Origin of the sequence: Caldifermentibacillus hisashii (assembly GCF_039654145.1) — a bacterium.
Classification (GTDB): Bacteria; Bacillota; Bacilli; order Bacillales; family Caldibacillaceae; genus Caldifermentibacillus; species Caldifermentibacillus hisashii.
On the sequence record NZ_CP155467.1, the window covers coordinates 617,283 to 642,523 of the forward strand.

Annotated in this window: 20 protein-coding genes and 1 riboswitch; of the genes, 13 read left to right on the plus strand and 7 right to left on the minus strand. The window is 38.9% G+C overall.

All coding sequences use genetic code 11. From position 1 onward, the window contains the following. Window positions 1–262 precede the first annotated feature (262 nt). Window positions 263–682 carry a hypothetical protein gene (locus NSQ14_RS02935; protein WP_346216842.1) on the minus strand — a complete coding sequence of 140 codons (420 nt, stop codon included), beginning with the start codon at window positions 680–682 and terminating at the stop codon, window positions 263–265. A gap of 222 nt (window positions 683–904) precedes the next feature. Then, window positions 905–1,102, minus strand: coding sequence for a hypothetical protein (locus NSQ14_RS02940; protein ID WP_346216843.1), 198 nt, complete (start codon window positions 1,100–1,102; stop codon window positions 905–907). A gap of 190 nt (window positions 1,103–1,292) precedes the next feature. After that, window positions 1,293–1,394, plus strand: a riboswitch (purine riboswitch). Between the two features lie 292 nt (window positions 1,395–1,686). On the opposite strand from NSQ14_RS02940, the gene NSQ14_RS02945 reads away from it, so the two are divergent. From NSQ14_RS02945 to purB, 6 genes are all read left to right on the plus strand, one after another. Next, complete coding sequence (locus NSQ14_RS02945; RefSeq protein ID WP_251242047.1) at window positions 1,687–2,991, plus strand: NCS2 family permease; 1,305 nt, start codon at window positions 1,687–1,689, stop codon at window positions 2,989–2,991. A 184-nt stretch (window positions 2,992–3,175) separates the two neighbouring features. Then, window positions 3,176–4,024, plus strand: a complete 849-nt coding sequence (gene glcT, locus NSQ14_RS02950) for a glucose PTS transporter transcription antiterminator GlcT (protein WP_340499283.1) — start codon at window positions 3,176–3,178, stop codon at window positions 4,022–4,024. A gap of 304 nt (window positions 4,025–4,328) precedes the next feature. Beyond that, window positions 4,329–6,392: a glucose-specific PTS transporter subunit IIBC gene (gene ptsG / locus NSQ14_RS02955; RefSeq protein ID WP_346216844.1), complete on the plus strand. Its 2,064-nt coding sequence runs from the start codon at window positions 4,329–4,331 to the stop codon at window positions 6,390–6,392. Window positions 6,393–6,662: 270 nt separating this feature from the next. Further along, window positions 6,663–6,929: a phosphocarrier protein HPr gene (locus tag NSQ14_RS02960; RefSeq protein ID WP_034767942.1), complete on the plus strand. Its 267-nt coding sequence runs from the start codon at window positions 6,663–6,665 to the stop codon at window positions 6,927–6,929. Then, entirely contained in the window at window positions 6,929–8,644 is a 1,716-nt protein-coding gene (gene ptsP / locus NSQ14_RS02965) for a phosphoenolpyruvate--protein phosphotransferase (RefSeq protein ID WP_095142193.1), read from the plus strand. The genes NSQ14_RS02960 and ptsP overlap by 1 nt, the downstream gene beginning before the upstream one ends. 280 nt (window positions 8,645–8,924) lie before the next feature. Then, window positions 8,925–10,217 (plus strand): adenylosuccinate lyase, encoded by a 1,293-nt coding sequence (gene purB, locus NSQ14_RS02970; protein ID WP_346216845.1) that lies wholly within the window; start codon window positions 8,925–8,927, stop codon window positions 10,215–10,217. Between the two features lie 62 nt (window positions 10,218–10,279). On the opposite strand, the gene NSQ14_RS02975 is transcribed toward purB, so the two are convergent. Beyond that, window positions 10,280–10,669: a YgaP family membrane protein gene (locus NSQ14_RS02975; protein WP_095142191.1), complete on the minus strand. Its 390-nt coding sequence runs from the start codon at window positions 10,667–10,669 to the stop codon at window positions 10,280–10,282. Between the two features lie 138 nt (window positions 10,670–10,807). On the opposite strand from NSQ14_RS02975, the gene NSQ14_RS02980 reads away from it, so the two are divergent. The 7 genes from NSQ14_RS02980 (at window position 10,808) to NSQ14_RS03010 (ending at window position 20,518) form a co-directional block, all read left to right on the plus strand. Continuing rightward, window positions 10,808–12,550: an adenine deaminase C-terminal domain-containing protein gene (locus tag NSQ14_RS02980; RefSeq protein ID WP_034767948.1), complete on the plus strand. Its 1,743-nt coding sequence runs from the start codon at window positions 10,808–10,810 to the stop codon at window positions 12,548–12,550. 46 nt (window positions 12,551–12,596) lie between these two features. Continuing rightward, window positions 12,597–13,616 (plus strand): DUF3048 domain-containing protein, encoded by a 1,020-nt coding sequence (locus NSQ14_RS02985; RefSeq protein ID WP_041847411.1) that lies wholly within the window; start codon window positions 12,597–12,599, stop codon window positions 13,614–13,616. Between the two features lie 177 nt (window positions 13,617–13,793). Then, window positions 13,794–14,129 carry a YerC/YecD family TrpR-related protein gene (locus NSQ14_RS02990; protein ID WP_041846696.1) on the plus strand — a complete coding sequence of 112 codons (336 nt, stop codon included), beginning with the start codon at window positions 13,794–13,796 and terminating at the stop codon, window positions 14,127–14,129. A 117-nt stretch (window positions 14,130–14,246) separates the two neighbouring features. Further along, entirely contained in the window at window positions 14,247–14,936 is a 690-nt protein-coding gene (locus NSQ14_RS02995) for a heptaprenylglyceryl phosphate synthase (RefSeq protein ID WP_041846695.1), read from the plus strand. Window positions 14,937–15,007: 71 nt separating this feature from the next. Beyond that, window positions 15,008–17,206, plus strand: coding sequence for a DNA helicase PcrA (gene pcrA, locus NSQ14_RS03000; RefSeq protein WP_041847412.1), 2,199 nt, complete (start codon window positions 15,008–15,010; stop codon window positions 17,204–17,206). A 130-nt stretch (window positions 17,207–17,336) separates the two neighbouring features. Then, on the plus strand, window positions 17,337–19,349 hold the full coding sequence (gene ligA, locus NSQ14_RS03005) for an NAD-dependent DNA ligase LigA (protein WP_346216846.1): 2,013 nt from the start codon (window positions 17,337–17,339) through the stop codon (window positions 19,347–19,349). Between the two features lie 26 nt (window positions 19,350–19,375). Then, window positions 19,376–20,518, plus strand: coding sequence for a CamS family sex pheromone protein (locus NSQ14_RS03010; RefSeq protein ID WP_041847414.1), 1,143 nt, complete (start codon window positions 19,376–19,378; stop codon window positions 20,516–20,518). A 176-nt stretch (window positions 20,519–20,694) separates the two neighbouring features. Here NSQ14_RS03010 and purD read toward each other — a convergent pair whose 3' ends face one another. Genes purD through purM form a run of 4 tightly spaced genes read right to left on the minus strand, consistent with a single transcriptional unit; the run spans window position 20,695 to window position 25,206 of the window. Then, window positions 20,695–21,969 carry a phosphoribosylamine--glycine ligase gene (gene purD / locus NSQ14_RS03015; protein ID WP_340499280.1) on the minus strand — a complete coding sequence of 425 codons (1,275 nt, stop codon included), beginning with the start codon at window positions 21,967–21,969 and terminating at the stop codon, window positions 20,695–20,697. A 51-nt stretch (window positions 21,970–22,020) separates the two neighbouring features. After that, window positions 22,021–23,559 (minus strand): bifunctional phosphoribosylaminoimidazolecarboxamide formyltransferase/IMP cyclohydrolase, encoded by a 1,539-nt coding sequence (purH, locus tag NSQ14_RS03020; RefSeq protein WP_041846690.1) that lies wholly within the window; start codon window positions 23,557–23,559, stop codon window positions 22,021–22,023. Window position 23,560: 1 nt separating this feature from the next. Beyond that, on the minus strand, window positions 23,561–24,166 hold the full coding sequence (gene purN / locus NSQ14_RS03025) for a phosphoribosylglycinamide formyltransferase (protein ID WP_052514602.1): 606 nt from the start codon (window positions 24,164–24,166) through the stop codon (window positions 23,561–23,563). Then, window positions 24,163–25,206 (minus strand): phosphoribosylformylglycinamidine cyclo-ligase, encoded by a 1,044-nt coding sequence (purM, locus tag NSQ14_RS03030; protein WP_041846689.1) that lies wholly within the window; start codon window positions 25,204–25,206, stop codon window positions 24,163–24,165. Before purM ends, purN begins: the two co-directional genes overlap by 4 nt. Window positions 25,207–25,241: the final 35 nt, after the last annotated feature.

A 25,241-nucleotide genomic window follows, 5' to 3' on the forward strand; every position in this document is an offset into this window, starting at 1 on the left:
ATGGATATCAATTTCAATCCGGATACCCTTTTCCCAATAGACCCATTTTTAAAATAATCCAAGTATGAAAATATCAGGATAATTGGTATCACAGATGTAAACGTTGCGATTAGTTGCGCTTGCATTTCAGTATATTTTGGCATCCCCTTAAAAATAAAAAGGATGATCCCCAAGTTGACAATTAATAACAGAACCAAATACACAATGATTATTAAATAGTCAACAAGTAATTCTATTAATCTATTTTTAATCGGGATATTGTTCATATAGCACCTCTGAATATTTCGATTTGTTCCATTATATCAGTTTTACATAAGCTTGTTACTTGCTTCCCATATTCGGGTCGTGTGGACCAAACGGTTTTCATGCTTAGAATGGAGACAATCGCTGCTGGAGTTAGTTGATCAGGCTTCGTGCGAATATGCCGTAAATCAGGCTGTTTTTTAGGCCCATCCACAAACCAAATATCCAGCTCCCATTTGTTACCGGTGTTGGATTCGTGAGTGATACCTAGAAAATAACCGTCAGGATAGGTTGGATCTGTATTCCAATTGCCTGTATCATTGATGAAATTCAAATCACGGACTTGAGGACAGGACACCAATTGTGAAGCTATTCCGGAAATTGTAGCGATATTTAACTTCGAACAAACAACAGTAATATCGAGGTCTCTCCAAGCCATTAAATCTAGAGCCGCACTCCCTACTTTTACAGGTGTACCGGCTTTTGTCAGCATTGCTTAAGGTGCATTTCTTCAAAAATTGTATCTGCTTCAGTTTGTAGCTGCAGTTGACGGGCAAGCAGTTCTTCCTGTTTTATCATTTTCAACACTCCTCGTATTATATATTTCAAATACAAAAATTATTAACAATTAATATTTGCGATTCCTTTGACTTCTTTCATTCTATATTTTTATAGGGATAAAGTAGGTTAAGTTTCGTGAAACGTATAATTCATATCGCCATCTATTCTTGAGTTTGAAGGCTAAATCAGTCAAAATACCGTTTGTTCTCCCACTTTTAATCGTTTGAGAAATTGTAATAATCACTGCAGGACCCGGGACTAAAAATAAAAGAAACACAACGACTATAAATGAAAACATGTTGTCACTCCACCTTTCTTCTATAAAAAATCATAACATTTTTATTATATTATCATATTTAAATGGGAGAACCACAGGCCTATCATGAATTTTGGTGGAACCAGTATAACACGAACAAAAATATAATTATATTAATAAATATTCGTATTTTACGTTGACAGTTTCATTGAATACTGATAATATAAATTTGTAAAAACTAATAACAAATACTCGTATAATTTCGGGAATATGGCCCGAGAGTTTCTACCGAGCTACCACAAATAGCTTGACTACGAGGTATGAATCATGGATTGGAGAATACGAATAAAACATTCATGTTCTAAAAACATATCACTGTGAATGGAAAAGATTCACATCATGTGAGCATGAATGAATCACGCACATCCGTATCGAAAAATTCTTCTAATAGTATTTTTGTCTCAACATGCTATGAAACTATTTTTTATGAAACGAACCGGTGTGGATTTATCGTATTACGATGATTTCTTACCTTTTGTCAAGCTCCGAGTATCGCTCGCGAGCTTTATTTATTTGAGTTTTTGTGTGAATAATCAGAAAACTAACAAAAGAAAGGTAAGGGGAGTATGAAAAATTATTTTGAGTTTGATAAATTGGGAACAAATTTTAGGACAGAGTTTATTGCCGGCTTAACTACCTTTTTAGCGATGGCTTATATATTGTTCGTCAATCCGCATACTCTGTCGGCAACGGGAATGGACCAAGGTGCCCTTTTTACAGCAACGGCTTTGGCTGCAGCAATCGGTTCTTTCGTTATGGGAATCGTGGCAAAATATCCGGTCGCACTAGCTCCGGGTATGGGGTTGAATGCGTTTTTTGCTTATACGGTTGTTTTAGGCTATGGAATTCCTTGGGAAACAGCGTTGTCGGGAGTTCTTGTTTCAGGTGTTGTTCTTGTTATATTAACAATGACCGGAATTCGTGAAATGATTATCAATGCCATTCCTGAAAGTTTAAAATATGCGGTTAGCGCCGGGATTGGTTTATTTATTGCTTTTGTCGGATTGATTAATGCGGGATTTGTTGTTAATAATGATGCTACATTGGTTGGGATTGGCGATTTGACATCTCCAACTGTATTGCTTGCTATTTTCGGACTTCTTATTTCTTCTATTTTATTGACAATAGGTATTAAAGCAGGTATTTTCTATGGAATGATTATTACTTCTATTGTCGGGATGATTTTCGGACTTGTTCCCCACCCGACAGGACTTAATGATATAATCGGACCGGTGCCAAGTTTAGAACCGGCATTTGGTCAAGCCCTTTTCCATTTGCAAGATATTTTTTCTATACAAATGCTTGTAGTTATTTTAACTTTCATGTTTGTTGATTTCTTTGATACTGCAGGTACATTAATGGCTGTTGCAACACAGGCAGGAATCATGGAAAACGGGAAATTACCCCGGGCAGGACGTGCATTGACTGCTGACTCATCCGGGACTGTATTTGGTGCAATTTTAGGTACATCAAGTACGACTTCTTATGTTGAATCAACAGCAGGTGTGGCTGTAGGAGGAAAATCCGGATTAACAGCGGTTGTCACTGCGGTATTTTTCCTGTTAGCATTAGTATTTTCACCATTATTGGAAATTGTTACTTCTCAAGTGACTGCACCAGCTTTGATCATTGTCGGGGTATTAATGGCATCCAATTTAAAATTTGTTGAATGGGATCAAATTGAAATTGCCATCCCTGCATTTTTCACGGTGTTAATGATGCCATTAACATACAGTATTGCAACCGGAATTGCAGTCGGGTTTATTTTCTATCCGATAACGATGCTTGTTAAAGGTCGGGCCAAAGAAATTCACCCGATTATGTATATATTAGCGGTTATTTTCATCCTTTATTTTACTTTTTTGAGTTGAAAAGAATAATAGATTGGCTCGGGATATTTGCCCGGGCCATTTTACTATTCAATAGTTGTGTGAGCGTAGAACATTATAATTTCCAATATATAATTTTTTGTACATTGTATGAAATTGTTGACCATCGTCTATAGGGTACGTCATAATTAATAAATAAGATTCATTTTTAGAATGGAGTAATGCTATGGCGTTGTTCATTGTCAAAAAAATATTAAACAATAATGTTTTGATTGCGGAAAATGAGGAATTTAAAGAGGTTGTCCTAATCGGCAAGGGAATTGGTTTTAATAAGAAACGAGGGGATCAACTGAGTGAAGAATTTGCTGAAAAAATCTTTGTTTTAAAAGATAAAGAGAAACAGGAGCAGTATAAAAGCTTATTACCGCAAATGGAAGCAAAAACGTTCGATGCAATCATTGACGCCTTAAACTATATAAAAAACCAAACCCACACCAGCTTGGATGAACACACACAAGTTGCCTTAACAGACCATTTAATGTTCTCTATTTACCGGACGATGAAAGGGATTTCAATCAAAAATCCGTTTTTATTTGAAACAAAATCCATTTATCCGATGGAGTTTAAAATTGCTTCGGAAGTTGTAAAAATTGTCAATGAAGCGGTGAAAATTCAATTGCCCGTGGACGAAATCGGTTTTATTACTCTTCATATTCATAGCGCCATCATGCATAAAAATGTACTGGAAATCAATAAAGATTCCCAACTGATTAGCCAATTGGTCAATGTGATCGAAGAAGCTTTCCAAGCAAAAATTGATAAACATTCAATCGACTATATCCGTCTTATTAGACATTTGCGATTTACCATTGACAGGGTACACGAGGGGGATGAATTGGGGGAAATTTCAAAATTAACGTACACATTGCAACATGAATACCCTTTTTGTTATAATCTCTCATGGAAGCTAATTAAAATTATGCAAAATGCTTTAAAGAAACCGGTTGGAAATGCAGAGGCTGTCTATCTAACCATGCATTTGCAAAGAATTTATAGTAAAATTTTGACTAACTAAAAAGAAGAGTCCATATTTTACGTGTTACTGATTCGATCAGGCATGAGTAAAAAGAAGATGAGATACACAAAATACGTAAATAATGGTGCTTTGTGTAACTTATCCTTTTTCCCATGCCTTTAAATTTTCGTGTGTGTTCTAAGAGGAGAACAAAAAGTTTGCGGAAACGTATTCTCTAAAATTCAGAGCGTTTGCTTCAAGTACATAAAAAGTGAGCAGCAAGTTGATCGATAAATTCGAAAAAACTGTTCCCGGACTTTTTCACCATCCTCTTTTACATTTTTTATAGGAAGTGAACGCACCTGTGTTGAAAAAACTTTTTGGTGTTTTACAGAAAGCCGGTAAAGCACTTATGCTTCCTGTTGCACTATTGCCGGCTGCCGGGTTACTTCTGGGTATCGGTAATGCAATTGGTCAAGAGAATATGATCGACGTTCTCCCGTTTTTACAGGCTGATTGGATTCAGCTTATCGGTAGTGTAATGGAAGATGCAGGAAATATTATTTTCTCCAACCTTGCCTTATTATTTGCTGCAGGGGTTGCCATTGGTTTGGCAGGAGACGGTGTAGCGGCACTGGCAGCGATAGTTGGTTATCTGGTTATGAACCAGGTAATGGGTTCTTGGATCGGTTTAACAGCTGAGAATATCGGAACGAATCCAGGCACTGCATCTGTATTAGGGATTCCTACCTTACAAACCGGTGTATTTGGTGGTATTATTGTTGGTCTCGTTGCGGCCTATTGTTACAATAAGTACCATGATATCAACATGCCAACATTCCTCGGTTTCTTTGCCGGAAAACGCTTTGTACCAATTGTAACTGCGGCGTTTTCACTGATTGCCGGATTAATTCTATTGGTCGTATGGCCGCCGATTCAAAGTGCCCTGAATTCCGCTTCCATATGGTTAATTGATGAAGGTCCTTATATTGCAGTATTTATGTTTGGCTTTATTAAGAGATTACTTATACCATTTGGATTACATCATATCTATCACGCGCCATTCTGGTATGAATTTGGCTCTTATACGACGGCTGCCGGTGATGTTGTTCGTGGAGATATGACTATCTTCTTTGCTCAGTTGCGTGATGGAGTTGAACTAACAGCCGGTCACTTCATGGCAGGGGAGTTCCCGATTATGATGTTTGGCTTACCGGCTGCAGCACTTGCCATGTACCATACGGCAAAACCGGAAAAGAAAAAAATGGTGGCAGGTTTGCTTGTTAGTGCTGCACTAACTTCATTCTTAACTGGGATTACAGAACCCATTGAATTCACATTCTTGTTTCTATCACCGGTATTATTTCTTATCCACGCATTGTTAGATGGTTTCTCCTTCGTTATCATGACATGGTTGGATGTGAATATCGGTTATACATTCTCAGGTGGTGCCATTGACTTTTTCCTATTCGGTATATTACCTGGAAGAGAACCGTGGTGGCTCACGATTATCGTCGGCTTCGTATTTGCAGTTCTTTACTACTTTTTTTTCCGCTTTTTTATATTGAAATGGGATTTAAAAACACCGGGTCGTGAAGAGATTGAAACTGTCGAGGAAGAAGATCGTACAGAGGAAACAAACAAAGGAGAACTTCCATTTCAAGTTATTGAGGCAATGGGTGGACAGGAAAATATCATTCACTTGGATGCGTGTATTACTCGCTTGCGTTTTCAAGTAAAGGATATGAAAAATGTTGATAAAGAAAAGTTGAAAAAATTAGGTGCGTCCGGTTTCCTCGAGGTAGGAAATAATATTCAAGCAATTTTTGGCCCTAAATCAGACACCTTAAAGAGTCAAATGCAGAATATCTTGAACGGGAAAAAACCTCATGCTGTAAAAACGGTTAAGCAACAGGGGTATATACAACAAATGGAGGAAATACACCCGGAAGTACAAGAAAATGATATGTATACAAATGTGGCATTTATTGCACCAATAAAAGGTACTTTAAAACCAATCACAGAAGTACCGGATTACGTATTCTCCGCTAAATTGATGGGTGATGGTTTTGCTATCGAACCGGAAGAAGGACTAGTTGTTGCTCCGGCAGACGGTACAGTTATAAATGTATTACCGACAAAACATGCCCTTTCCTTCCAAACAATAAGCGGACGTGAAATGTTCATTCACTTTGGTATAGATACATTCAACCTAAATGGTGAAGGTTTTGAAGTACTGGTAAATGAAGGTGAACAAGTGAAAGCCGGACAACCATTATTACGTGCAGATTTAGATTTCATTAAAGAACGAGTTCCTTCTATTATCACACCAATTGTTTTCACGAATTTAGATGTTGATGAAAAAGTTGTCATAGAAAAAATGGGTTCTGTCCAATTAGAAGAAAAAGGAATTATATCAATTAGGTAAACAAACGGCATCCAAGGGAAAAATGATGTTGAAAATAAACTTGTTAATTTGTTAACATAGAAAAAGATAAAGAGTAAAATAATAAGTAGTATCCAATTTTACGCGAGATTTGCATGAACGATAGTTAGGACAGGACAAGTTTTATATTGGGCGTGCAAGTTTTAGAAAATGAACTTTTCAGGTGTTCAACATATTGAATAATCTGAACTATATTACCGTTAATACCTTTTTTATCATGGAAAATCTAATTAAAATTGAGGAGTGTTTACAATGGCAGAAAAAACTTATAAAATTATTGAGGAAACTGGTATTCATGCAAGACCGGCTACATTAATCGTCCGTGAAGCAGGGAAATTTAATTCCAATATAGAACTCGAATATAACGGAAAAACAGTAAACTTAAAATCAATTATGGGAATCATGTCCCTTGGTATTGGAAAAAATGCTGTAATAAAAATTAAAGCTAACGGTACCGATGAAAATGAAGCGATGAACGCAATCGATGAATTAATGAAAAAAGAAGGGTTGGCTGAGTAATGAGTACATGGATTACAGGAATTGCCGCCTCAAGTGGTATTGCCATCGGTAAGGCATATCGTCTTGTGGAACCGGATTTATCCTTTCAAAAAACGACCGTTGAAGACAGTGAAAAAGAAATTTCCAGATTTCGTGACAGCTTAAGAATAGCTAAATCCCAGCTTGAAGCAATTCGTGATCATGCCCGGGAAGCTTTAGGTCCGGACAAGGCAGAGATTTTTGAAGCTCATTTGTTAATTTTGAATGACCCGGAAATTGTTGCACCTATTGAGGATAAAATAAAAAATGAAAAGATGAATGCCGAAGCTGCTTTACAGGAAACGACCGATATGTTTATCGGCATTTTTGAACAAATGGATAATGAATATATGCGGGAACGGGCGGCAGATATTCGTGATGTCCGTAAAAGAGTTTTAGCCGGCTTATTGAATGTAACCATTCCTAATCCAAGTATGATTTCAGAAGAAGTGATTATCGTAGCCGAAGATTTAACTCCATCTGATACCGCACAGTTAAATCGGAAGTTTGTTAAAGGGTTTACCACTGATATTGGAGGGCGGACTTCCCATTCAGCAATCATGGCCAGATCCTTAGAAATTCCTGCAGTTGTAGGAACAAAAACAGCAACAAAAGATATCCAAAATGGCGATTTCTTGATTTTGGACGGATTGTCCGGTGAAGTACATATTAACCCGACAGAAGAATTAATTGAGGAATATAAGAAAAAACAAGCAGATTATGAAGCACAATTGGCGGAGTGGGCAAAATTGGTTAATGAGCCTTCTATCTCTAAAGATGGTGTCCAAGTAGAATTAGTTGCTAATATCGGTACGCCAAAAGATGTAGAAGGTGCGCTTCACAACGGTGCAGAAGGTGTCGGCTTATTCCGGACAGAATTTTTATATATGGGCCGTGATGAGTTGCCAAGTGAAGAAGATCAATTTGCAGCTTATAAGGCCGTTTTAGAAGGCATGGAAGGCAGACCGGTCGTGGTTCGGACATTGGATATCGGCGGGGATAAAAAATTATCCTACTTACCGCTGCCGGAAGAAATGAATCCATTTCTGGGACACCGTGCAATTCGGCTTTGCTTGGATCGGACAGATATTTTCCGTACTCAACTACGTGCTCTCCTTCGAGCAAGTGTCTACGGAAAATTAAAAGTTATGTTCCCAATGATTGCCACATTAAATGAATTCCGGGAAGCGAAAAAGTTATTTTTGGAAGAAAAAGATAACTTAGCAAAGGAAGGCGTCCCAACTGCCGATCATATCGAACTCGGAATTATGGTTGAAATTCCTTCGACCGCTGTGTTAGCTGATCAGTTTGCCAAAGAAGTAGACTTTTTCAGTATTGGGACAAATGACTTGATTCAATATACAATGGCTGCAGACCGGATGAATGAACAAGTTTCCTATCTGTATCAACCGTACAATCCATCAATTTTACGTTTAGTTAAAATGGTAATTGATGCATCTCATAAAGAAGGAAAATGGACAGGCATGTGCGGTGAGATGGCCGGTGATGAAACAGCTGTTCCGTTATTATTAGGTCTTGGCCTTGATGAATTCTCAATGAGTGCGACTTCTATCTTGAAAGCTCGTTCCTTAATCCGCAAATTATCGAAAGCGGAAATGGAAAAATTGGCACAAGAGGCACTCCAAAAGAGCACAGTTGAAGAAGTAATCGAACTTGTAAAAAATGCTGTAAAATAAAATAGTTTTTCTTAACCCCACAGAATTTAGTATCTGTGGGGTTTTTAGGCCTTCTTAAATATTTGTTCTACTTGTTTATCGAGCAATCATATTACCATTTCGGTCTTGTGCTGCCAGATAAAAGTTTTTAATAAACTAAAATACGAACGTTTATAGGCGGTTTATTAATTAACGTTCGAATTTACCTTGACTTGTCTTTTTTCTATTTGTTAAGATGAAACTAGATCATGATGGAAAAATAAGAAAAAAATCAAGTTTGAAATAAAGTGGAGGGTAAAATATGATCGACCGGTACACAAGACCAGAAATGGGTGCGATTTGGACAGAGGAAAACAAGTTTCATGCCTGGCTTGAAGTAGAGATTTTAGCATGTGAGGCATGGGCGGAATTAGGAGAAATTCCGAAAGAGGATGTTCAAAAAATCCGTGAAAAAGCGACATTCTCTGTTAATCGGATTAAAGAAATTGAAGAAGAAACACGACATGATGTGGTTGCTTTTACAAGAACTGTTTCAGAAAGTCTTGGTGAGGAAAAGAAATGGGTGCACTACGGCCTTACGTCAACAGATGTCGTTGATACGGCACTATCTTATTTATTAAAACAAGCCAATACCATTTTGATAAAAGATATTGAAAACTTCATAGCGATTTTGAAACATAAGGCACAGGAACATAAGTATACTGTGATGATGGGACGGACCCACGGTGTTCACGCGGAACCGACCACTTTCGGATTGAAGTTGGCACTTTGGTATGAAGAAATGAAACGGAACCTTGAACGTTTCAAACAAGCCGCCCAAGGTGTCGAATTCGGGAAAATTTCCGGTGCAGTTGGTACATATGCAAATATTGATCCGTTTGTAGAAAAATATGTATGTGAAAAACTTGGCCTTACTCCTGCGCCAATTTCAACACAAACCTTACAGCGGGACCGCCATGCTTATTATTTGGCCACCCTCGCTCTTATTGCTACATCCATTGAAAAATTTGCCACAGAAATCCGAGGCTTACAAAAAAGTGAAGTAAGAGAGGTTGAAGAATTTTTTGCGAAAGGTCAAAAAGGTTCTTCCGCTATGCCGCATAAACGGAATCCAATCGGCTCGGAAAATATGACCGGAATGGCGAGGGTGATTCGCGGATATATGCTTACGGCTTACGAAAATGTATCCCTTTGGCATGAACGGGATATTTCTCATTCTTCGGCTGAACGGATTATCTTGCCGGATGCGACGATCGCTTTAAATTATATGTTGAATCGTTTCTCTAATATTGTGAAAAACTTGACAGTCTTCCCGGAAAATATGAAACGAAACATGGACCGGACATTAGGGTTAATCTACTCGCAACGGGTGCTTCTCTCATTGATTAAAAAAGGTTGGGTCCGCGAAACCGCTTATGATACGGTTCAACCGCTGGCTATGCTGGCGTGGGAACAACAAGTCCCTTTTCGCTCCTTAGTTGAAAGTAACGAAAAAATTATGGCCACCCTTTCAAAAGAAGAGTTGGCTGACTGTTTCGATTACCATTACCATTTAAAACATGTGGACACCATATTTGAACGTTTGGGGTTATAAAATTTTTAAAGAGAACTCGGGTACTCGAGTTCTCTTTAAAAATGTAAAAGATGGGATATTTGCTAACTTTGGCTATTTTCCTGTTCATGATGGTGACTGCCTTGTTGGTGCTGATTATTATTTGTTCCGTTTGATGATTGTTCTTTTTGTTTCGGGACAAACATATCCATCATTTGTTTTAAGTCCGATTTATTTTGGGACTCATTTCCGTTTTTATTAGAATCGCTATCTGAACCATTCATTTGATTCATTTGATTTTGAATAACATCTGTCATCGGGCAATATTTAACAATCCCTTCCCCAACTTTCATGGCAGCAAGAAAAGCAATGAACAAATAGGAATTTCTCCAGGGTCTTTTTACAAGTTTGGCGGTTGCCCAAGAAAGCGTCGTCAACCCCACAGTGATTCGAATCAATGCATTCATAATACCAATATTTTGCTTTACGTTCATTCTATTTTCCTCCGTTAACAAAATGTTAATGTTTTCTTTAATGCATGAACTGATAAATCGTGATATAATACGGTTACATTTAAATTTTTTTTGAATAGAAAAATACAAGGTAAAAACAATGAATAAAAGGTGGATAAAATGGTTGAATCAAAATATAGATGGAGAAACCGGGAACTTAGAGAACATGTAGAAGTACTTGACGGGAAAAGGTCTCCCACAAAAGTTTTCTTTAATGCAACCTATTTACATGGAATACTTAAGCAATGGATGACAGGCAATATATGGATTTATCAAGATCGAATTGTTTATGTAGGTGAACGGGAACCTGATTTTATAGATAGTAAATGCGAACAAGTTGATTGTAAACATTATTTTCTTGTTCCGGGATATATTGAGCCGCATGTTCATCCGTTTCAGTTATATAATCCCCTATCTTTTGCACAGTATGCATTAAAATTTGGAACGAGCGTTTTAATCAATGATAACTTACCGCTTATATTATTATTAAATAAAAAGAAAGCGTTTTCTTTTATAGAAGCTCTTCAAACTGTTCCGTCAACCTTATATTGGTGGGCACGGTATGACAGTCAATCAGAATTAATCGATGAAGAACGAATATTTTCCAATGCATTAGTAAAAAATTGGATCAATCATGAATTCGTTATTCAAGGCGGGGAATTAACCGGTTGGCCGAAATTATTGGCAGGAGATGATCTGACGCTTCATTGGATTCAAGAAACGAAGCGGTTAAATAAGAAAGTGGAAGGACATTTTCCCGGTGCCTCGGAAAAAACATTAGCCAAACTGAAACTTCTTGGAGCTGATTCTGACCATGAGGCTATGACCGGGGAAGAAGTGATGAGGCGGTTGCTTCAAGGTTATATGGTGACATTAAGGTACTCATCGATTCGTCCGGATTTACCGAATCTACTCGATGATCTTAACCGAATGGGGATCCAAAATTACGATCATTTTATGTTAACAACAGATGGTTCACCTCCGTCCTTTTATGAACAAGGTGTGATAGACTGTTTAATTAAAATCGCTATCGAAAAAGGAGTTCCACCAATCGACGCTTATTTAATGGCAACCTATAATCCGGCAAAATATTATCAGTTTGATCACTTACACGGGTTAATTGCTACCGGTCGCACAGCAGATATTAATTTTCTTGAAAAAATAGATCAACCAACACCTGTATCGGTATTAGCAAAGGGAGTCTGGGTGAAAAGAGATAGCAAACCGGTTGAAAATGAACAAAATATTTCCCTTGATCATTTTGGTTTTCAGCCGTTACAAATTGATTGGGATTTAACCATGACAGATTTACAGTTTTCCATGCCATTTGGTATCCAACTGGAAAATTCCGTTATTACAAAACCATATTCAATATCGATTGATGTCGATCGGGACGAAATTGACGATCCGCAAGATGAATGCTTTTTTATGACTGTTGATGAGAAAGGAACGCAAAGGATTAATACATTATTGAAAGGATTTGCGCGTATAGGTGGGTTAGCCTCTTCTTTTACTTATACGGGTGATATTCTTCTTATTGGAAAAAATAAACAAGACATGTTAATAGCGTTTAACAGAATGAAAGAAATTGGCGGTGGAATCGTTGTTGTCGAAAAGGGAGAAATCATTTATGAATTGGATTTACCTTTATCGGGCATCTCCAGTCGACTTTCTTTTGAACGTTTAATTATAAAAGAAAAAGAGTTTAAAAAAATAATGAAGGAAAAAGGGTACCAATTTGATGATCCTATTTATACGCTACTCTTTTTCACATCTACGCATTTACCTTATATTCGTATGACGCCAAAAGGAGTTTATGATGTCATGCAAAAAAAAGTTTTGTTTCCTTCTATATTGCGTTAAAATAATAAAGGGATACACTAATTACAACTTAAAGGGGTTAGACCGAGTGAAAAAACGAGTAAATTGGTTACTATTCATTGTCGCATTATTTTTATTAATGAGTTGCAGCAAAAATGAAGTCCCGTCAAGTAAACAAACGGACACCAAAGATTTGGAAAAAACGGAAACGAAAGAAGAGGAAAGTAAATATACGTACCCGCTAACGGGCTTACCAACTGATAAGAAACCTGAAAACCGTGCTGTCACGGTTATGGTCAATAATCATCCGGAAGGCCGCCCGCAATCGGGGTTAACGAAAGCGGATCTTGTTTTTGAGATACTGGCTGAGGGTGGAGTTACCCGGTTCCTCGCTGTGTTTCAAAGTGAGAAACCGGAAATGATTGGTCCGGTTAGGAGTGCGAGGCCTTATTATGTAGAGGTGGCAAAAGGGTTAGATGCACTTTATGTTCATCATGGTTGGAGTGAAAAAGCGCAAAAAATGCTGGAGAGCGGCTATGTTGATTCATTAAACGGACTTTTTTATGATGGAACTTTATTTGAGCGATCATCGAAACGGAAAGCACCGCATAATTCTTATATAACTTACGACCATATTGAAGAAGGTGCAGAGGAAGAAAATTTTTCTATGGTTGGGGCACCGGAACCGTATGTATTTTTAAAAGAGGATGAAGAAGTGGGAGGAACGGAGCAGTCCTCGGCAACGATCTCCTATTCTACAAAAACATTTGAAGTCCGTTATGAATACGACCCGGCATCAAGTACGTACAAACGTTTTTCTGCCGGCGCCCAAACCGTTGACAATGAAACCGGCGATCCGGTCCTTTTAAATAATATATTCATTGTTGAAACAAATCACCGGACAATTGACAGCTACGGGTTACTGGATATTGATTTAACTTCCGGCGGCCGTGCATTTCTTTTACAAAAAGGGAAATTACAAGAGATCCAATGGGAAAATGAAGATGGGAGAATTGTCCCTTATTTGAATGGAAAAGAAGTGCCCCTTGTGCCGGGTAAAACATGGATTAATATTGTCCCTGATTTAGATAAAATGGTTCAGTTTTAGGTAATTGCTATCCCACTCTTAAAGCCTCTACCAAATTTTAAATCAACGAGGAAGGTAGGTGGGAGGCTTGCCGGAAGCGTCAGATTTGTTCTACTATCAAATTTGTGGGAAATATAGATTTCTTCCATTTTTCTATTAGCAAGGAAGAATGTTATTTTGTAGGAGGAGGCATGATTTGTGCAGATAGATAAATTACGAGGAAAGGCGTTGGATCAATTATTCGATGCGATTTTAACATTGAAAAACAAAGAGGAATGCTATCGATTTTTCGATGATTTGTGCACCATTAATGAAATCCAATCCTTATCTCAGCGGTTAGAAGTTGCAAGACTTTTACAAGAAGGCAGTAAATACCATGAAATTGAAAAAGAAACAGGTGCTTCCACTGCAACGATATCTCGCGTCAAGCGTTGTTTAAATTACGGAAACGATGCGTATAAGATGGTTCTGGATCGCTTGGCTGATAAACAAAATAATAATGAGCAGGAAGAAGAAAAAGGGACTGGTTTGTAAGTCCCTTTTTCTATGGCACTGATTCCTTCTTGGTTTTAATAAGAAGATTTCATTATTTTTTATATAGCAAAGGAATGGTATAATGTTGGAATGGAGCGAATAATGGAGGAAAATCATATGTACGATTTACGGACTTGGAGACATGTATTTAAACTTGATCCGAATAAAGAAATTGATGATCTGTCATTAGAGAAAATTTGCGAATCAGGTACGGATTGTATTATGATCGGTGGCACGGACGGGGTAACGCTGGAAAATGTTCTTAACTTAATGGCGAGAGTTCGGCGTTATCCTGTACCATGTGCGTTGGAAATTTCCAATATTGACTCGATTTCCCCCGGATTTGATTTATACTTTATTCCAACGGTGCTAAACAGCCAAGATCCGAATTGGATTATCGGACATCATCATCAGGCTATTAAAGAATACGGGCATTTCATCGATTGGAAGGAAATGGTCGTTGAAGGCTATTGTATTTTAAATGAAAATAGTAAAGTAGCGAAATTAACCGGTGCGAAAACGGATTTGAGTTTGGATGACATTGAAGCGTATGCAGTAATGGCGGAAAAAATGTTGCGCTTACCCGTGTTTTATCTGGAGTATAGCGGAACTTACGGAGATCCGGAAGTCGTTCAATGTGTAAAAGAACAGTTGGAAGAATCGGTCCTTTTCTATGGCGGTGGAATAACAACTGCGGAACGTGCCCGGGAAATGATCACGCATGCAGATGTAATTGTGGTAGGAAATGTGATTTATGATAATTTACAGGAAGCGTTGAAAACCGTTAAAGCGGCAAAAGAATTGTAATACAAGTTGCATTCCAGTACGATTTCTTGTAAAATAAGAACAAATATTCGGATTTGAAAAGGGTGATTGTTGTGCAATATTTAAAGGATCGTCTTCTTGCAGGATTAAATAAGGAGCAGCAACAGGCGGTCAAGACCACGGAAGGTCCGCTCCTCATTATGGCCGGGGCAGGCAGTGGAAAAACAAGAGTACTAACGCACCGAATCGCTTATATTTTATTGGAAAAAGGAGTCAATCCTTATAATATATTAGCGATTACCTTTACGAATAAAGCGGCTCGGGAAATGAAAGAGCGGATTAACGGAATTCTTGGCGGTGCCGCAGATGAAATTTGGATTTCCACTTTCCACTCGATGTGTGTCCGGATTTTACGAAGAGATATTGACCGGATTGGTATTAACCGGAATTTTACCATTTTAGATACGACGGATCAGCTATCGGTCATAAAGGGAATTTTAAAAGATAAAAATATTGATTCGAAAAAATTTGACCCGCGGGGCATTTTAAGTGCCATCAGCAGTGCGAAAAACGAGTTGATTGATGCGAAACAATATGGAAAATATACAGGCAATTATTTTGAAAATATCGTAAGCGACGTCTTTGAACAATATGAAAAACGGCTTCTCAAAAATCATTCCCTCGATTTTGATGACTTGATCATGAAAACAATTCAATTATTCAAACGGGTTCCTGAGGTTTTAGAGTACTATCAAAGGAAATTTCAATACATTCATGTGGACGAATATCAAGATACGAATAAGGCGCAATATCAACTTGTGCACTTATTGGCAGCGAAATTTCAAAATCTTTGTGTGGTCGGTGATTCGGATCAGTCGATATACGGATGGAGAGGTGCCGATATTGCCAATATTCTTTCGTTTGAAAAGGACTATCCGAATGCAAAAGTGATCCTACTTGAACAAAATTATCGGTCAACGAAAAATATTTTACAAGTGGCTAATCATGTTATCTCAAATAATGTGAAAAGAAAACCGAAAAATCTTTGGACAGATAATGAAAAAGGGGAAAAAATCCAATATTATCGAGCTGACACAGAACAAGGAGAAGCATTGTTTGTCACCGGTAAAATAAAAGAACTGGTTGAAACGAAACAAAGAAAGTTTAGTGATTTTGCCATTCTATATCGGACAAATGCACAATCGCGGGCAATGGAAGAAATGTTGGTGAAGGCGAATATTCCTTATACGATTGTTGGCGGGACAAAATTCTATGACCGGAAAGAAATTAAGGATTTACTCGCTTATTTACGTCTTGTTGCAAACTTGGATGATGATATTAGTTTTGTTCGTATCATTAACGTGCCAAAGCGCGGGATTGGAGCTACTTCCCTTGATCGCATCGCGCAATATGCCCTTCAAAACGAGATGTCTATGTTTCGTGCATTAGGAGAAGTGGAACGGATCGGCTTATCGGCAAAAGCTATGAAAGCCTGCCGTGAATTTTATCAAATGCTCTCCGGATTGAATCAGATGCAAGAATATTTGTCCGTGATGGAGTTAACCGAAGAAATCATTAAACGAACAGAATATCGGGAAATGTTACAGGCTGAAAAAACATTAGAAGCAGAAAGCCGCCTCGAAAACATCGATGAATTTCTGTCAGTGACGAAAAATTTTGAGGAATCCAGTGAAGACCAAACACTGATTGCTTTTTTAACTGATTTAGCCTTAGTAGCTGATATCGATCAACTGGATAAAGAAGAAAATGTAAAAGATGCTGTCGTACTAATGACACTGCACTCAGCAAAGGGACTTGAATTTCCCGTTGTTTTCCTAATCGGTTTAGAAGAAGGAGTTTTTCCACATTCACGAAGTCTCATGGAAGAAAATGATATGGAAGAAGAAAGACGTCTCATGTATGTCGGAATTACCCGGGCAGAGGAAGAATTATATATTACAAATGCCCAAATCCGAACGCTTTACGGTCATACTAATATAAATCCCGCTTCCAGATTCATTGAAGAAATTCCCGATGAATTTATTGACAGGTTAAATGAACAGAAACGAAATGTTCCCGTTCGTGATCAGCATCAGGTTCGTCCGGTATTTCGACCTGCGCAATCAACCACAGGCGGTGAAGATATTCGTTGGAGAGCGGGCGACAAGGCGATTCATAAAAAATGGGGCGTCGGTACGGTTGTTAGTGTGAAAGGCGAGGGGGATCATATGGAATTGGATATTGCCTTTCCAATACCAGTCGGCATAAAGCGTCTGTTAGCCAAATTTGCCCCTATTGAAAAACAAAAATAATGTGATTTTTTCACAAAAAATATAGAAAAGATTTATGGATCATTTAAAATAACAAATAAAACCCAAAAGCTCTTTCAGGAAATCGCGCTTTGCTTAATCAGTAAATTACATACAAAGGTGAGGGTTGTCTATGCGTTTAGAAGATGCCAAAAAAAGGGTAGATGAATTGCATAAGTTATTGAACCAATATGGATATGAATATTACGTATTGGATAAGCCATCTGTTCCTGACAGTGAATATGATAAACGAATGCAAGAATTAATTGCTCTGGAAACGGAATTCCCCCAATTAAAGACACCGAACTCTCCAACGCAGCGGATAGGCGGTGAAGTGTTGGAAGGTTTTCAAAAGGTAAGACACCGAATCCCGATGCTTAGTCTTGCCAATGCTTTTAATGAGGCTGATCTTCGCGATTTTGACCGCAGAGTGAGACAAACGGTAGGCGACACTGCTTATGTTTGCGAATTGAAAATTGATGGGTTAGCGGTTTCCCTTCGATATGAAAACGGTGTGTTCGTCCAAGGTTCTACCCGTGGTGATGGAACAGTCGGGGAAGATATTACAGTGAATCTACGAACCGTCCGCTCGATTCCTTTACAGTTAACCGAGAAAGTAACGATTGAAGTTCGTGGGGAAGTATTTATGCCGAAAAGATCTTTTGCTAAACTGAATAAGGAGCGGGAAGAAAACGGAGAAATCTTGTTTGCCAATCCAAGGAATGCAGCGGCCGGTTCCTTGAGACAGCTGGATCCGAAAATTGCAGCTTCCAGGAATCTCGATGTGTTTCTCTATGCCATCGGTGAGAATCATTTAGAATTAATTGAAAGACATAGTGAAGGATTAAATTATTTGGACCGGCTCGGTTTAAAAACAAATCAGGAAAGAAGACTTTGTTCGACGATTGATGACGTCTTGGAATATATTAAAGAATGGCAAGAAAAGCGACCTGATTTGCCTTATGAAATTGACGGGATTGTGGTCAAAGTCGACCGTTATGACCAGCAGGAAAAGCTTGGAACGACGGTGAAAAGTCCACGCTGGGCGATTGCTTATAAATTCCCGGCAGAAGAAGTAATGACCAAATTAATTGGTATTGATCTCAGTGTCGGTCGGACCGGTGTCGTGACGCCAACAGGAATACTGGAACCGGTACGCGTTGCCGGAACAACGGTACAGCGGGCATCCTTGCATAATGAAGACTTGATTAAAGAGAAAGATATTCGAATTGGTGATTATGTTATCGTTAAAAAAGCGGGTGACATCATTCCGGAAGTCGTGCGGTCTGTTCCTGAAAAACGAACCGGTAAAGAAAATCCTTTTGCGATGCCAACTCATTGCCCTGCTTGCGGAAGTGAACTGGTCCGTTTGGAAGGGGAAGTAGCTTTGCGGTGCATAAACCCGAAATGCCCGGCACAAATTCGTGAAGGTTTGATTCATTTTGTCTCAAGAAATGCCATGAATATCGATGGTTTGGGTGAAAAAGTAATTACCCAATTGTTCCAAGAAAATTTAGTCGCAGATGTAGCTGATATTTATAAATTAACCAAAGACCAATTGATTCAACTGGAAAGAATGGGTGAAAAATCCGTTCAAAATTTATTAACTGCCATTGAAGCCTCAAAAGAAAATTCATTAGAACGGTTATTATTCGGTCTTGGCATTCGTCATGTCGGTGCAAAAGCAGCCGAAATTTTAGCACAAACATATGAACACATCGATCGGCTTATGGATGCAAAAGAAGAAGAATTACAAGCAATTACTGATATTGGGGAAAAAATGGCAAATTCGATTGTTACTTATTTTCAGGCTCCGGAAGTAAAAGAATTAATTGATGAATTGAAATCCCTAGGTGTGAATGTCACTTATAAAGGGGAAAGACCGCAAAATATCGCGGATATAGAATCTCCTGTAGCCGGGAAAACAATTGTTTTAACAGGAAAGTTAACGAATTTGTCCAGAAATGAAGCAAAGGAAAAACTAGAACAATTAGGGGCAACTGTAACCGGAAGTGTCAGTAAAAAGACTGATATTGTTATCGCCGGGGCTGATGCCGGATCAAAATTGGAAAAAGCACAAAGTCTCGATATTGAAATATGGAGCGAAGAACAGTTCCTTGAAATATTAAACGAAAATGAACAGTAGTCTTTTTTTAAAGAGGTGTCCAAAAAATGAGAAAATACATGATTCTATCCTTCCTTCTCGTTTTTGTTTTATCCGGTTGTCTGCCAAATGTTAATGATCAGGATGAAGTAGTTAAAAAAAATAATAAAACAGAGGAGAAAGCGATTATCCCAAAATATCAAATATCTGAATCTTATTATCGGACGTTGACGCCATTCAAACCTTCCAGTGTACGCGGGATGGTTGTCAGCAATTTAAATAATCGTTTTGACAGCGATGAATTTGAAGAAGGATTATTACGAATATCTCAACGGAATTTTCCTACTGACACCTATATTTTTCAAGAAGGCCAATATATTAATAAAAAGACGATCACCGGTTGGCTGAGAAGGAAAATGACAAGTGGACAATTACAAGAAAAAGGTTTAAAGGAAAATGAAAACATCGGTCTAAATCCATTATTAGAAAATGAAGCTGACCAAGAAAAAAATCCAATTTACTTAGCTCATATTCTTGAACACGATTATTTAGTTAAGTCAGAAGGTGATACGGTAAAACTGGGCGGTGTGTCCATTGGGTTGGCATTAAACTCTGTCTATTATTACAAATTGGATGGGGCAGAGAAAAAAGTTGAGATCCCCAATAATGTCATTGAAAGCGAAGGAAAGCGAATCGCTGAGGAATTGATTGGTCAGTTAAGAAAGATCAAAGGTTTAGAGTCTGTTCCGATTACAATCGGGTTATTTAAACAACAAGATAAAACATCCATTGTCCCCGGAAACTACTTTGCTTATGGAACGGCGGAAAGTGGAACATCATTGGAATGGAATAAGGTAGAAGAGGAATATGTGCTTTTCCCTTCAACTGAAGCAACGGAAAAACATCGTGACGATGCCCAACAGTTTGATACGTTTAAAAATAATGTCGGTCAGTATTTTTCCAACTATAACGGGATTGTCGGCAGGGCTCTATATATTAATAATGAATTAAATAAAATATCCATTGATGTAACCATGCAATTTTATGGAAAAACGGAAGTCATCGGTTTTTCACAATATATTGCAAGCTTAATTGTTGAGAGCTTTCCGAAATATGCAACGACGGAAGTAAATGTCAATTCAGTAACCAATCAAGAAGCATTAATTTTAAAAGAACCGGATATGGATGAGCCGTTTGTTCATATTTATTAAAATATCATTGAATAACAATTTTCGATGCTGAATAGAAGGCTCGAAAATTTCCCCAAGAATGTTCACTTTCCTGCATTCTTGGGTTTTATTATTTTGAGACATTGTCCTGACAGCTCTTTTGTTTCATGAAAAAAGGGTGCCAAAAAAGGTCGCCCTTCTTTATACACCCCGATCTCTTATTTTACAACAGAATGGTTAATGGCGCGATTGCCGATATCTTTTCGATAAAAGCAATTCTCCCAGTTCAGTTTTTCCAATTCCTTATATACATTTGATTGAGCAGCAGCTAACGTTTTTCCTCTAGCCGCTGCCAACAGGAGACGGCCTCCGTTGGCAAGCAGTTCTCCTTTATCATTTTTTACTGTACCGGCATGGAAGAGGAGGACATTTTGATCAATGGATTCACATGCAGGAAGAACAAAACCTTTTTGATAGGATTCCGGATAACCTTTTGCTGCGATCACAACACCGAGTACTGCTTCATCATCCCATTCAATGATTGGTGTCTCGCCATTTAATAATTGCAAAATTACTTCCACAAGATCGGATTCCATTCGCGGCAAAACGACTTGGGTTTCCGGATCGCCAAAACGGGCATTGAATTCAATAACCTTGGGGCCGGAAGCGGTATGGATTAATCCGGCATAAAGGATTCCTGTAAAACTTCTATTTTCCAAAACTAATGCTTCCGTAACCGGCTTTAAAATCGTTTCATAAGCTTTATGAATCGTGTCTTGACTGATAAAAGGGACGGGTGAATATGCGCCCATTCCGCCGGTGTTCGGTCCTTGATCCCCGTCAAAAGCCCGTTTATGGTCTTGGGCAATTTCCAAAGGGACGAGATTTGTTCCGTTGACAAAGGCCATGAACGAAAATTCTTCCCCTTCCAAAAACTCCTCAATGACGACTTTTGCGGAAGAGGAACCAAATTTATTTTGTAATAAAAATTCTTCCAGTGTGGAAACAGCTTCTTCTACAGTATTAGCAACGACAACCCCTTTTCCGGCGGCTAAACCGTCAGCTTTAATAACGATAGGCGCTCCTTTTTCCAAAACATAGTCTTTTGCTTGATCAAATTCAGTGAAAACTTCATATTCTGCAGTAGGGATTTGGTACTTTTTCATCAAGGATTTGGCAAATGATTTACTGCCTTCAATTTCTGCTGCTTCTTTGTTGGGTCCAAAAACTAAGAGTGATTCAGCGCGGAATCGATTCGCCAACCCTTCTAAAAGCGGTACTTCCGGTCCTATGATTGTTAAGCCGATATCGTTTTGTTTGGCAAACTCGACTAATTGATCTTGTTCATGTTCGTTAATCTCAATACATGTGGCACAATCACTCATCCCGGCATTTCCCGGTGCCGCGAAAACTTGTTCAACCAAGGGACTTTCACTGACTTTTCGGCAAATGGCATGTTCACGACCGCCTCTGCCAATAACTAGAACATTCATTTGTCAACCTCCAAATATGGTTCAGATTCAGAATGATAAAGGAACGAAAGATTAATGTTTAAAATGACGGATACCGGTAAATACCATCGCGATTCCGTACTCATCCGCCTTTTTGATGGAGTCGGCGTCCTTCACCGATCCCCCCGGTTGAATAATCGCTGTAATCCCTGCTTGACCGGCTGCTTCTACTGTATCATCCATCGGGAAAAAGGCATCGGAAGCTAAGACGGCTCCTTGTGCTTTCTTTCCTGCCTGGTCAAGAGCAATTTTGGCAGCACCGACGCGATTCATTTGACCGGCGCCAACACCGAGCGTTGAATCTTTAGAAGTGACGACGATGGCATTCGACTTCACATGTTTAACCACTTTCCAGCCAAGTTTTAATGCTTCCCATTCTTCCTCGGTTGGTTTACGTTTTGTTGGGACCATAATCGTAGCCTCGTCCAAGCCGGCCCGGTCATAATCTTGAACAAGCAAACCGCCTTCAATGGATGTAAGCCTGAATTCATTTTTATTTTCTTTTGTAAAAGGTACGGTTAACAGGCGAATATTCTTTTTCGTTGTTAAGATGTTTAATGCTTCTTTACTAAATGAAGGAGCAATAATGATTTCCAGGAAAATTTCATGAAGTTTCTTGGCCGTTTGTTCATCGACTTCCCGGTTTAAGGCGACTATACCGCCAAAAATGGAAACCGGATCGGCTTCAAATGCTTTTGCATAAGCGTCAAATATCGTTTTACCAATCCCGACACCGCACGGATTCATATGTTTTACGGCAACCGCAGCCGGATCGTTAAATTCTTCAACAATGGATAAGGCACTGGCGGCATCATTAATATTATTGTAAGAAAGTTCTTTCCCGTGTAACTGTGTCGCATTGGCAATGGAAAAACTGGATCCAAGTGGTTTTTTATAAAAAGCTGCATGTTGATGAGGATTTTCCCCATATCGTAACGATTGTTGTAATTCGTATGTAACTGTTAATTTTTCAGGGAACACTTCCCCGGTTAAATTGGTCATATATTCGGCAATCAAGGCATCGTATCCGGCTGTATGACGGAATACTTTTGCAGCAAGTCTTCTGCGTGTTGAAAATTGTGTTTCACCGTTCTTTTTTAATTCATCAAGGACAACAGTGTAATCGGTCGGATCAACAACAACCGTTACATGTTGATGGTTTTTTGCCGCTGACCGTAACATCGATGGACCGCCAATATCAATATTTTCAATTGCTTCTTCAACCGAAACATTTGGTTTGGAAATGGTCTCTTTAAATGGATATAAGTTTACGCAAACAAGGTGGATTGGTGAAATCCCATGTTCTTCAATTTGGTTAACATGTTCCGCTTCGTCCAATTTGGCCAGCAATCCGCCATGAATAGCCGGGTGTAAAGTTTTTACGCGACCGTCAAGAATTTCCGGAAAGCCGGTGATGTCACTAATTCCGATTACAGGGATACCGGCTTCTATTAAAGCGTTGCTCGTTCCCCCGGTTGAAATGATTTCAAAGCCGAGTTCAACAAGTTCTTTTGCAAAATCGACGACACCGGTTTTGTCGGATACAGAGATGAGTGCACGTTTTTTTGACATATTATTTAGCCTCCAATTGTGTTCTTGTAGAAAAGGATGATGAAAAGTTTAACAGCTTTTGTAAAGTAGCCGGGTATAATTGATGTTCAACGGCCTGAATTTTAACTTGTAATGATTCCCTTGTTTCATCAACGGAAATGGGAACCGCTTGTTGGGCAATTATTTTTCCGGTATCCATTCCTTCATCGACATAATGGATCGTTACACCGGTTTGTTTTACACCTGCTTGTAAACTTTGTCCGATCGCATCCAGTCCGGGAAAAGCCGGCAACAGGGAAGGATGTATATTAACAATTTTTCCTTCGTAATGCTTTAAGATTGTTGGACCAATGAGTCGCATGTAACCGGCCAATGCAATAAATTCAATGTTCATTTCGACGAGTTTTGCTAGAATGATTGTTTCATATGCAGCTTTATGTTGATATTGTTTCGGATTAAATAAAAATACGGGAATATGTTCCGCTTCTGCTCTTTCAATTACATAAGCACCCGGCCGGTCACAAACGAGAAGCGCAATATTTGCCCGAAGCGTTCCTTCTTTAACGGCATCAACCAATGCTTGGAAATTACTGCCGTTACCGGATGCAAAGATGGCAATATTTTTCATTGTCCGCCCTCATTTCTCAAAATTTGGATACCGGGCTTATCAGTTACCGTTCCAATTAGAAATGGTTTTTCACCTAGGATTTTGAAATGGCTTAATAGTGCATCCGCTTCTTCAGGATGTACGGCAATGACCATGCCAATCCCCATATTAAAAACATTATACATTTCAGCCCGGTCCAGTTTACCGATTGATTCCATGAGTGTAAATATTGGCGGGATTTCCCAGCTGCCTTCACGGATAATGCAACCGCAGCCGTCCGGGAGCATCCTCGGTATATTTTCAATAAAGCCACCACCGGTTATATGGGCCATTCCTTTCATATGGAATTTTTTTAATGCGGCTAAAATTGGTTTGACATAAATTCTTGTCGGTTTCAGTAATTCTTCGCCAAGTGTCGATTGTAATTCAGGGAACCAATCATTTAAGCTGAATTTCTTTTCTTCCAAAAACAATTTGCGAACGAGGGAATAGCCGTTGCTGTGAATACCGTTTGCTGCCAGACCGATAAGGACGTCGCCGCTTTTAATGGTGGAACCGGTGATAAGATTTGCTTTTTCAACGGCACCGACGGCAAAACCGGCAATATCATATTCGCTTTCATCGTACAAACCGGGCATTTCAGCAGTTTCTCCGCCAATTAACGCACAGCCGGCAGCCACACAACCATCGGCCACTCCTTTTACAATGGCTTCAATTCGTTCAGGTATTGCTTTCCCACAGGCGATATAGTCTAGAAAGTAAAGCGGTTCGGCCCCTTGAACAACAATATCATTGACACACATCGCCACGGCATCAATTCCGATTGTATCGTGTTTATCAAGAAGAAACGCCAACTTCAATTTTGTTCCGACCCCGTCCGTTCCTGAAACTAAAATTGGTTCCTTCATGTTCAGGACGGACAGATCGAACATAGCTCCAAAACTGCCGATTGCCCCGAGTAATCCCGAGCGGTTTGTCCTTGATACATGTTTTTTTATTCGCTTTACCGATTCATAGCCGGCTTCAATATCCACTCCGGCCGCTTTATAGGCTTTTACCATGAATGAAACCCCCGTAATTTTTTAGCTAATGGGAA

Excerpts from the sequence above, each read along its gene's own strand:
- purD (WP_340499280.1), bottom strand. The coding sequence starts at position 21,969 with ATGAATGTTCTAGTTATTGGCAGAGGCGGTCGTGAACATGCCATTTGC.
- NSQ14_RS02935 (WP_346216842.1), bottom strand. The coding sequence starts at position 682 with ATGGCTTGGAGAGACCTCGATATTACTGTTGTTTGTTCGAAGTTAAAT.
- ptsP (WP_095142193.1), top strand. The coding sequence starts at position 6,929 with ATGAGTACATGGATTACAGGAATTGCCGCCTCAAGTGGTATTGCCATC.
- purM (WP_041846689.1), bottom strand. The coding sequence starts at position 25,206 with ATGGTAAAAGCCTATAAAGCGGCCGGAGTGGATATTGAAGCCGGCTAT.
- NSQ14_RS02995 (WP_041846695.1), top strand. The coding sequence starts at position 14,247 with ATGTACGATTTACGGACTTGGAGACATGTATTTAAACTTGATCCGAAT.
- NSQ14_RS03010 (WP_041847414.1), top strand. The coding sequence starts at position 19,376 with ATGAGAAAATACATGATTCTATCCTTCCTTCTCGTTTTTGTTTTATCC.
- NSQ14_RS02960 (WP_034767942.1), top strand. The coding sequence starts at position 6,663 with ATGGCAGAAAAAACTTATAAAATTATTGAGGAAACTGGTATTCATGCA.
- purN (WP_052514602.1), bottom strand. The coding sequence starts at position 24,166 with ATGAAAAATATTGCCATCTTTGCATCCGGTAACGGCAGTAATTTCCAA.
- NSQ14_RS02940 (WP_346216843.1), bottom strand. The coding sequence starts at position 1,102 with ATGTTTTCATTTATAGTCGTTGTGTTTCTTTTATTTTTAGTCCCGGGT.
- purH (WP_041846690.1), bottom strand. The coding sequence starts at position 23,559 with ATGTCAAAAAAACGTGCACTCATCTCTGTATCCGACAAAACCGGTGTC.
- NSQ14_RS02975 (WP_095142191.1), bottom strand. The coding sequence starts at position 10,669 with ATGAACGTAAAGCAAAATATTGGTATTATGAATGCATTGATTCGAATC.
- glcT (WP_340499283.1), top strand. The coding sequence starts at position 3,176 with ATGGCGTTGTTCATTGTCAAAAAAATATTAAACAATAATGTTTTGATT.
- ligA (WP_346216846.1), top strand. The coding sequence starts at position 17,337 with ATGCGTTTAGAAGATGCCAAAAAAAGGGTAGATGAATTGCATAAGTTA.
- NSQ14_RS02945 (WP_251242047.1), top strand. The coding sequence starts at position 1,687 with ATGAAAAATTATTTTGAGTTTGATAAATTGGGAACAAATTTTAGGACA.
- purB (WP_346216845.1), top strand. The coding sequence starts at position 8,925 with ATGATCGACCGGTACACAAGACCAGAAATGGGTGCGATTTGGACAGAG.
- NSQ14_RS02980 (WP_034767948.1), top strand. The coding sequence starts at position 10,808 with ATGGTTGAATCAAAATATAGATGGAGAAACCGGGAACTTAGAGAACAT.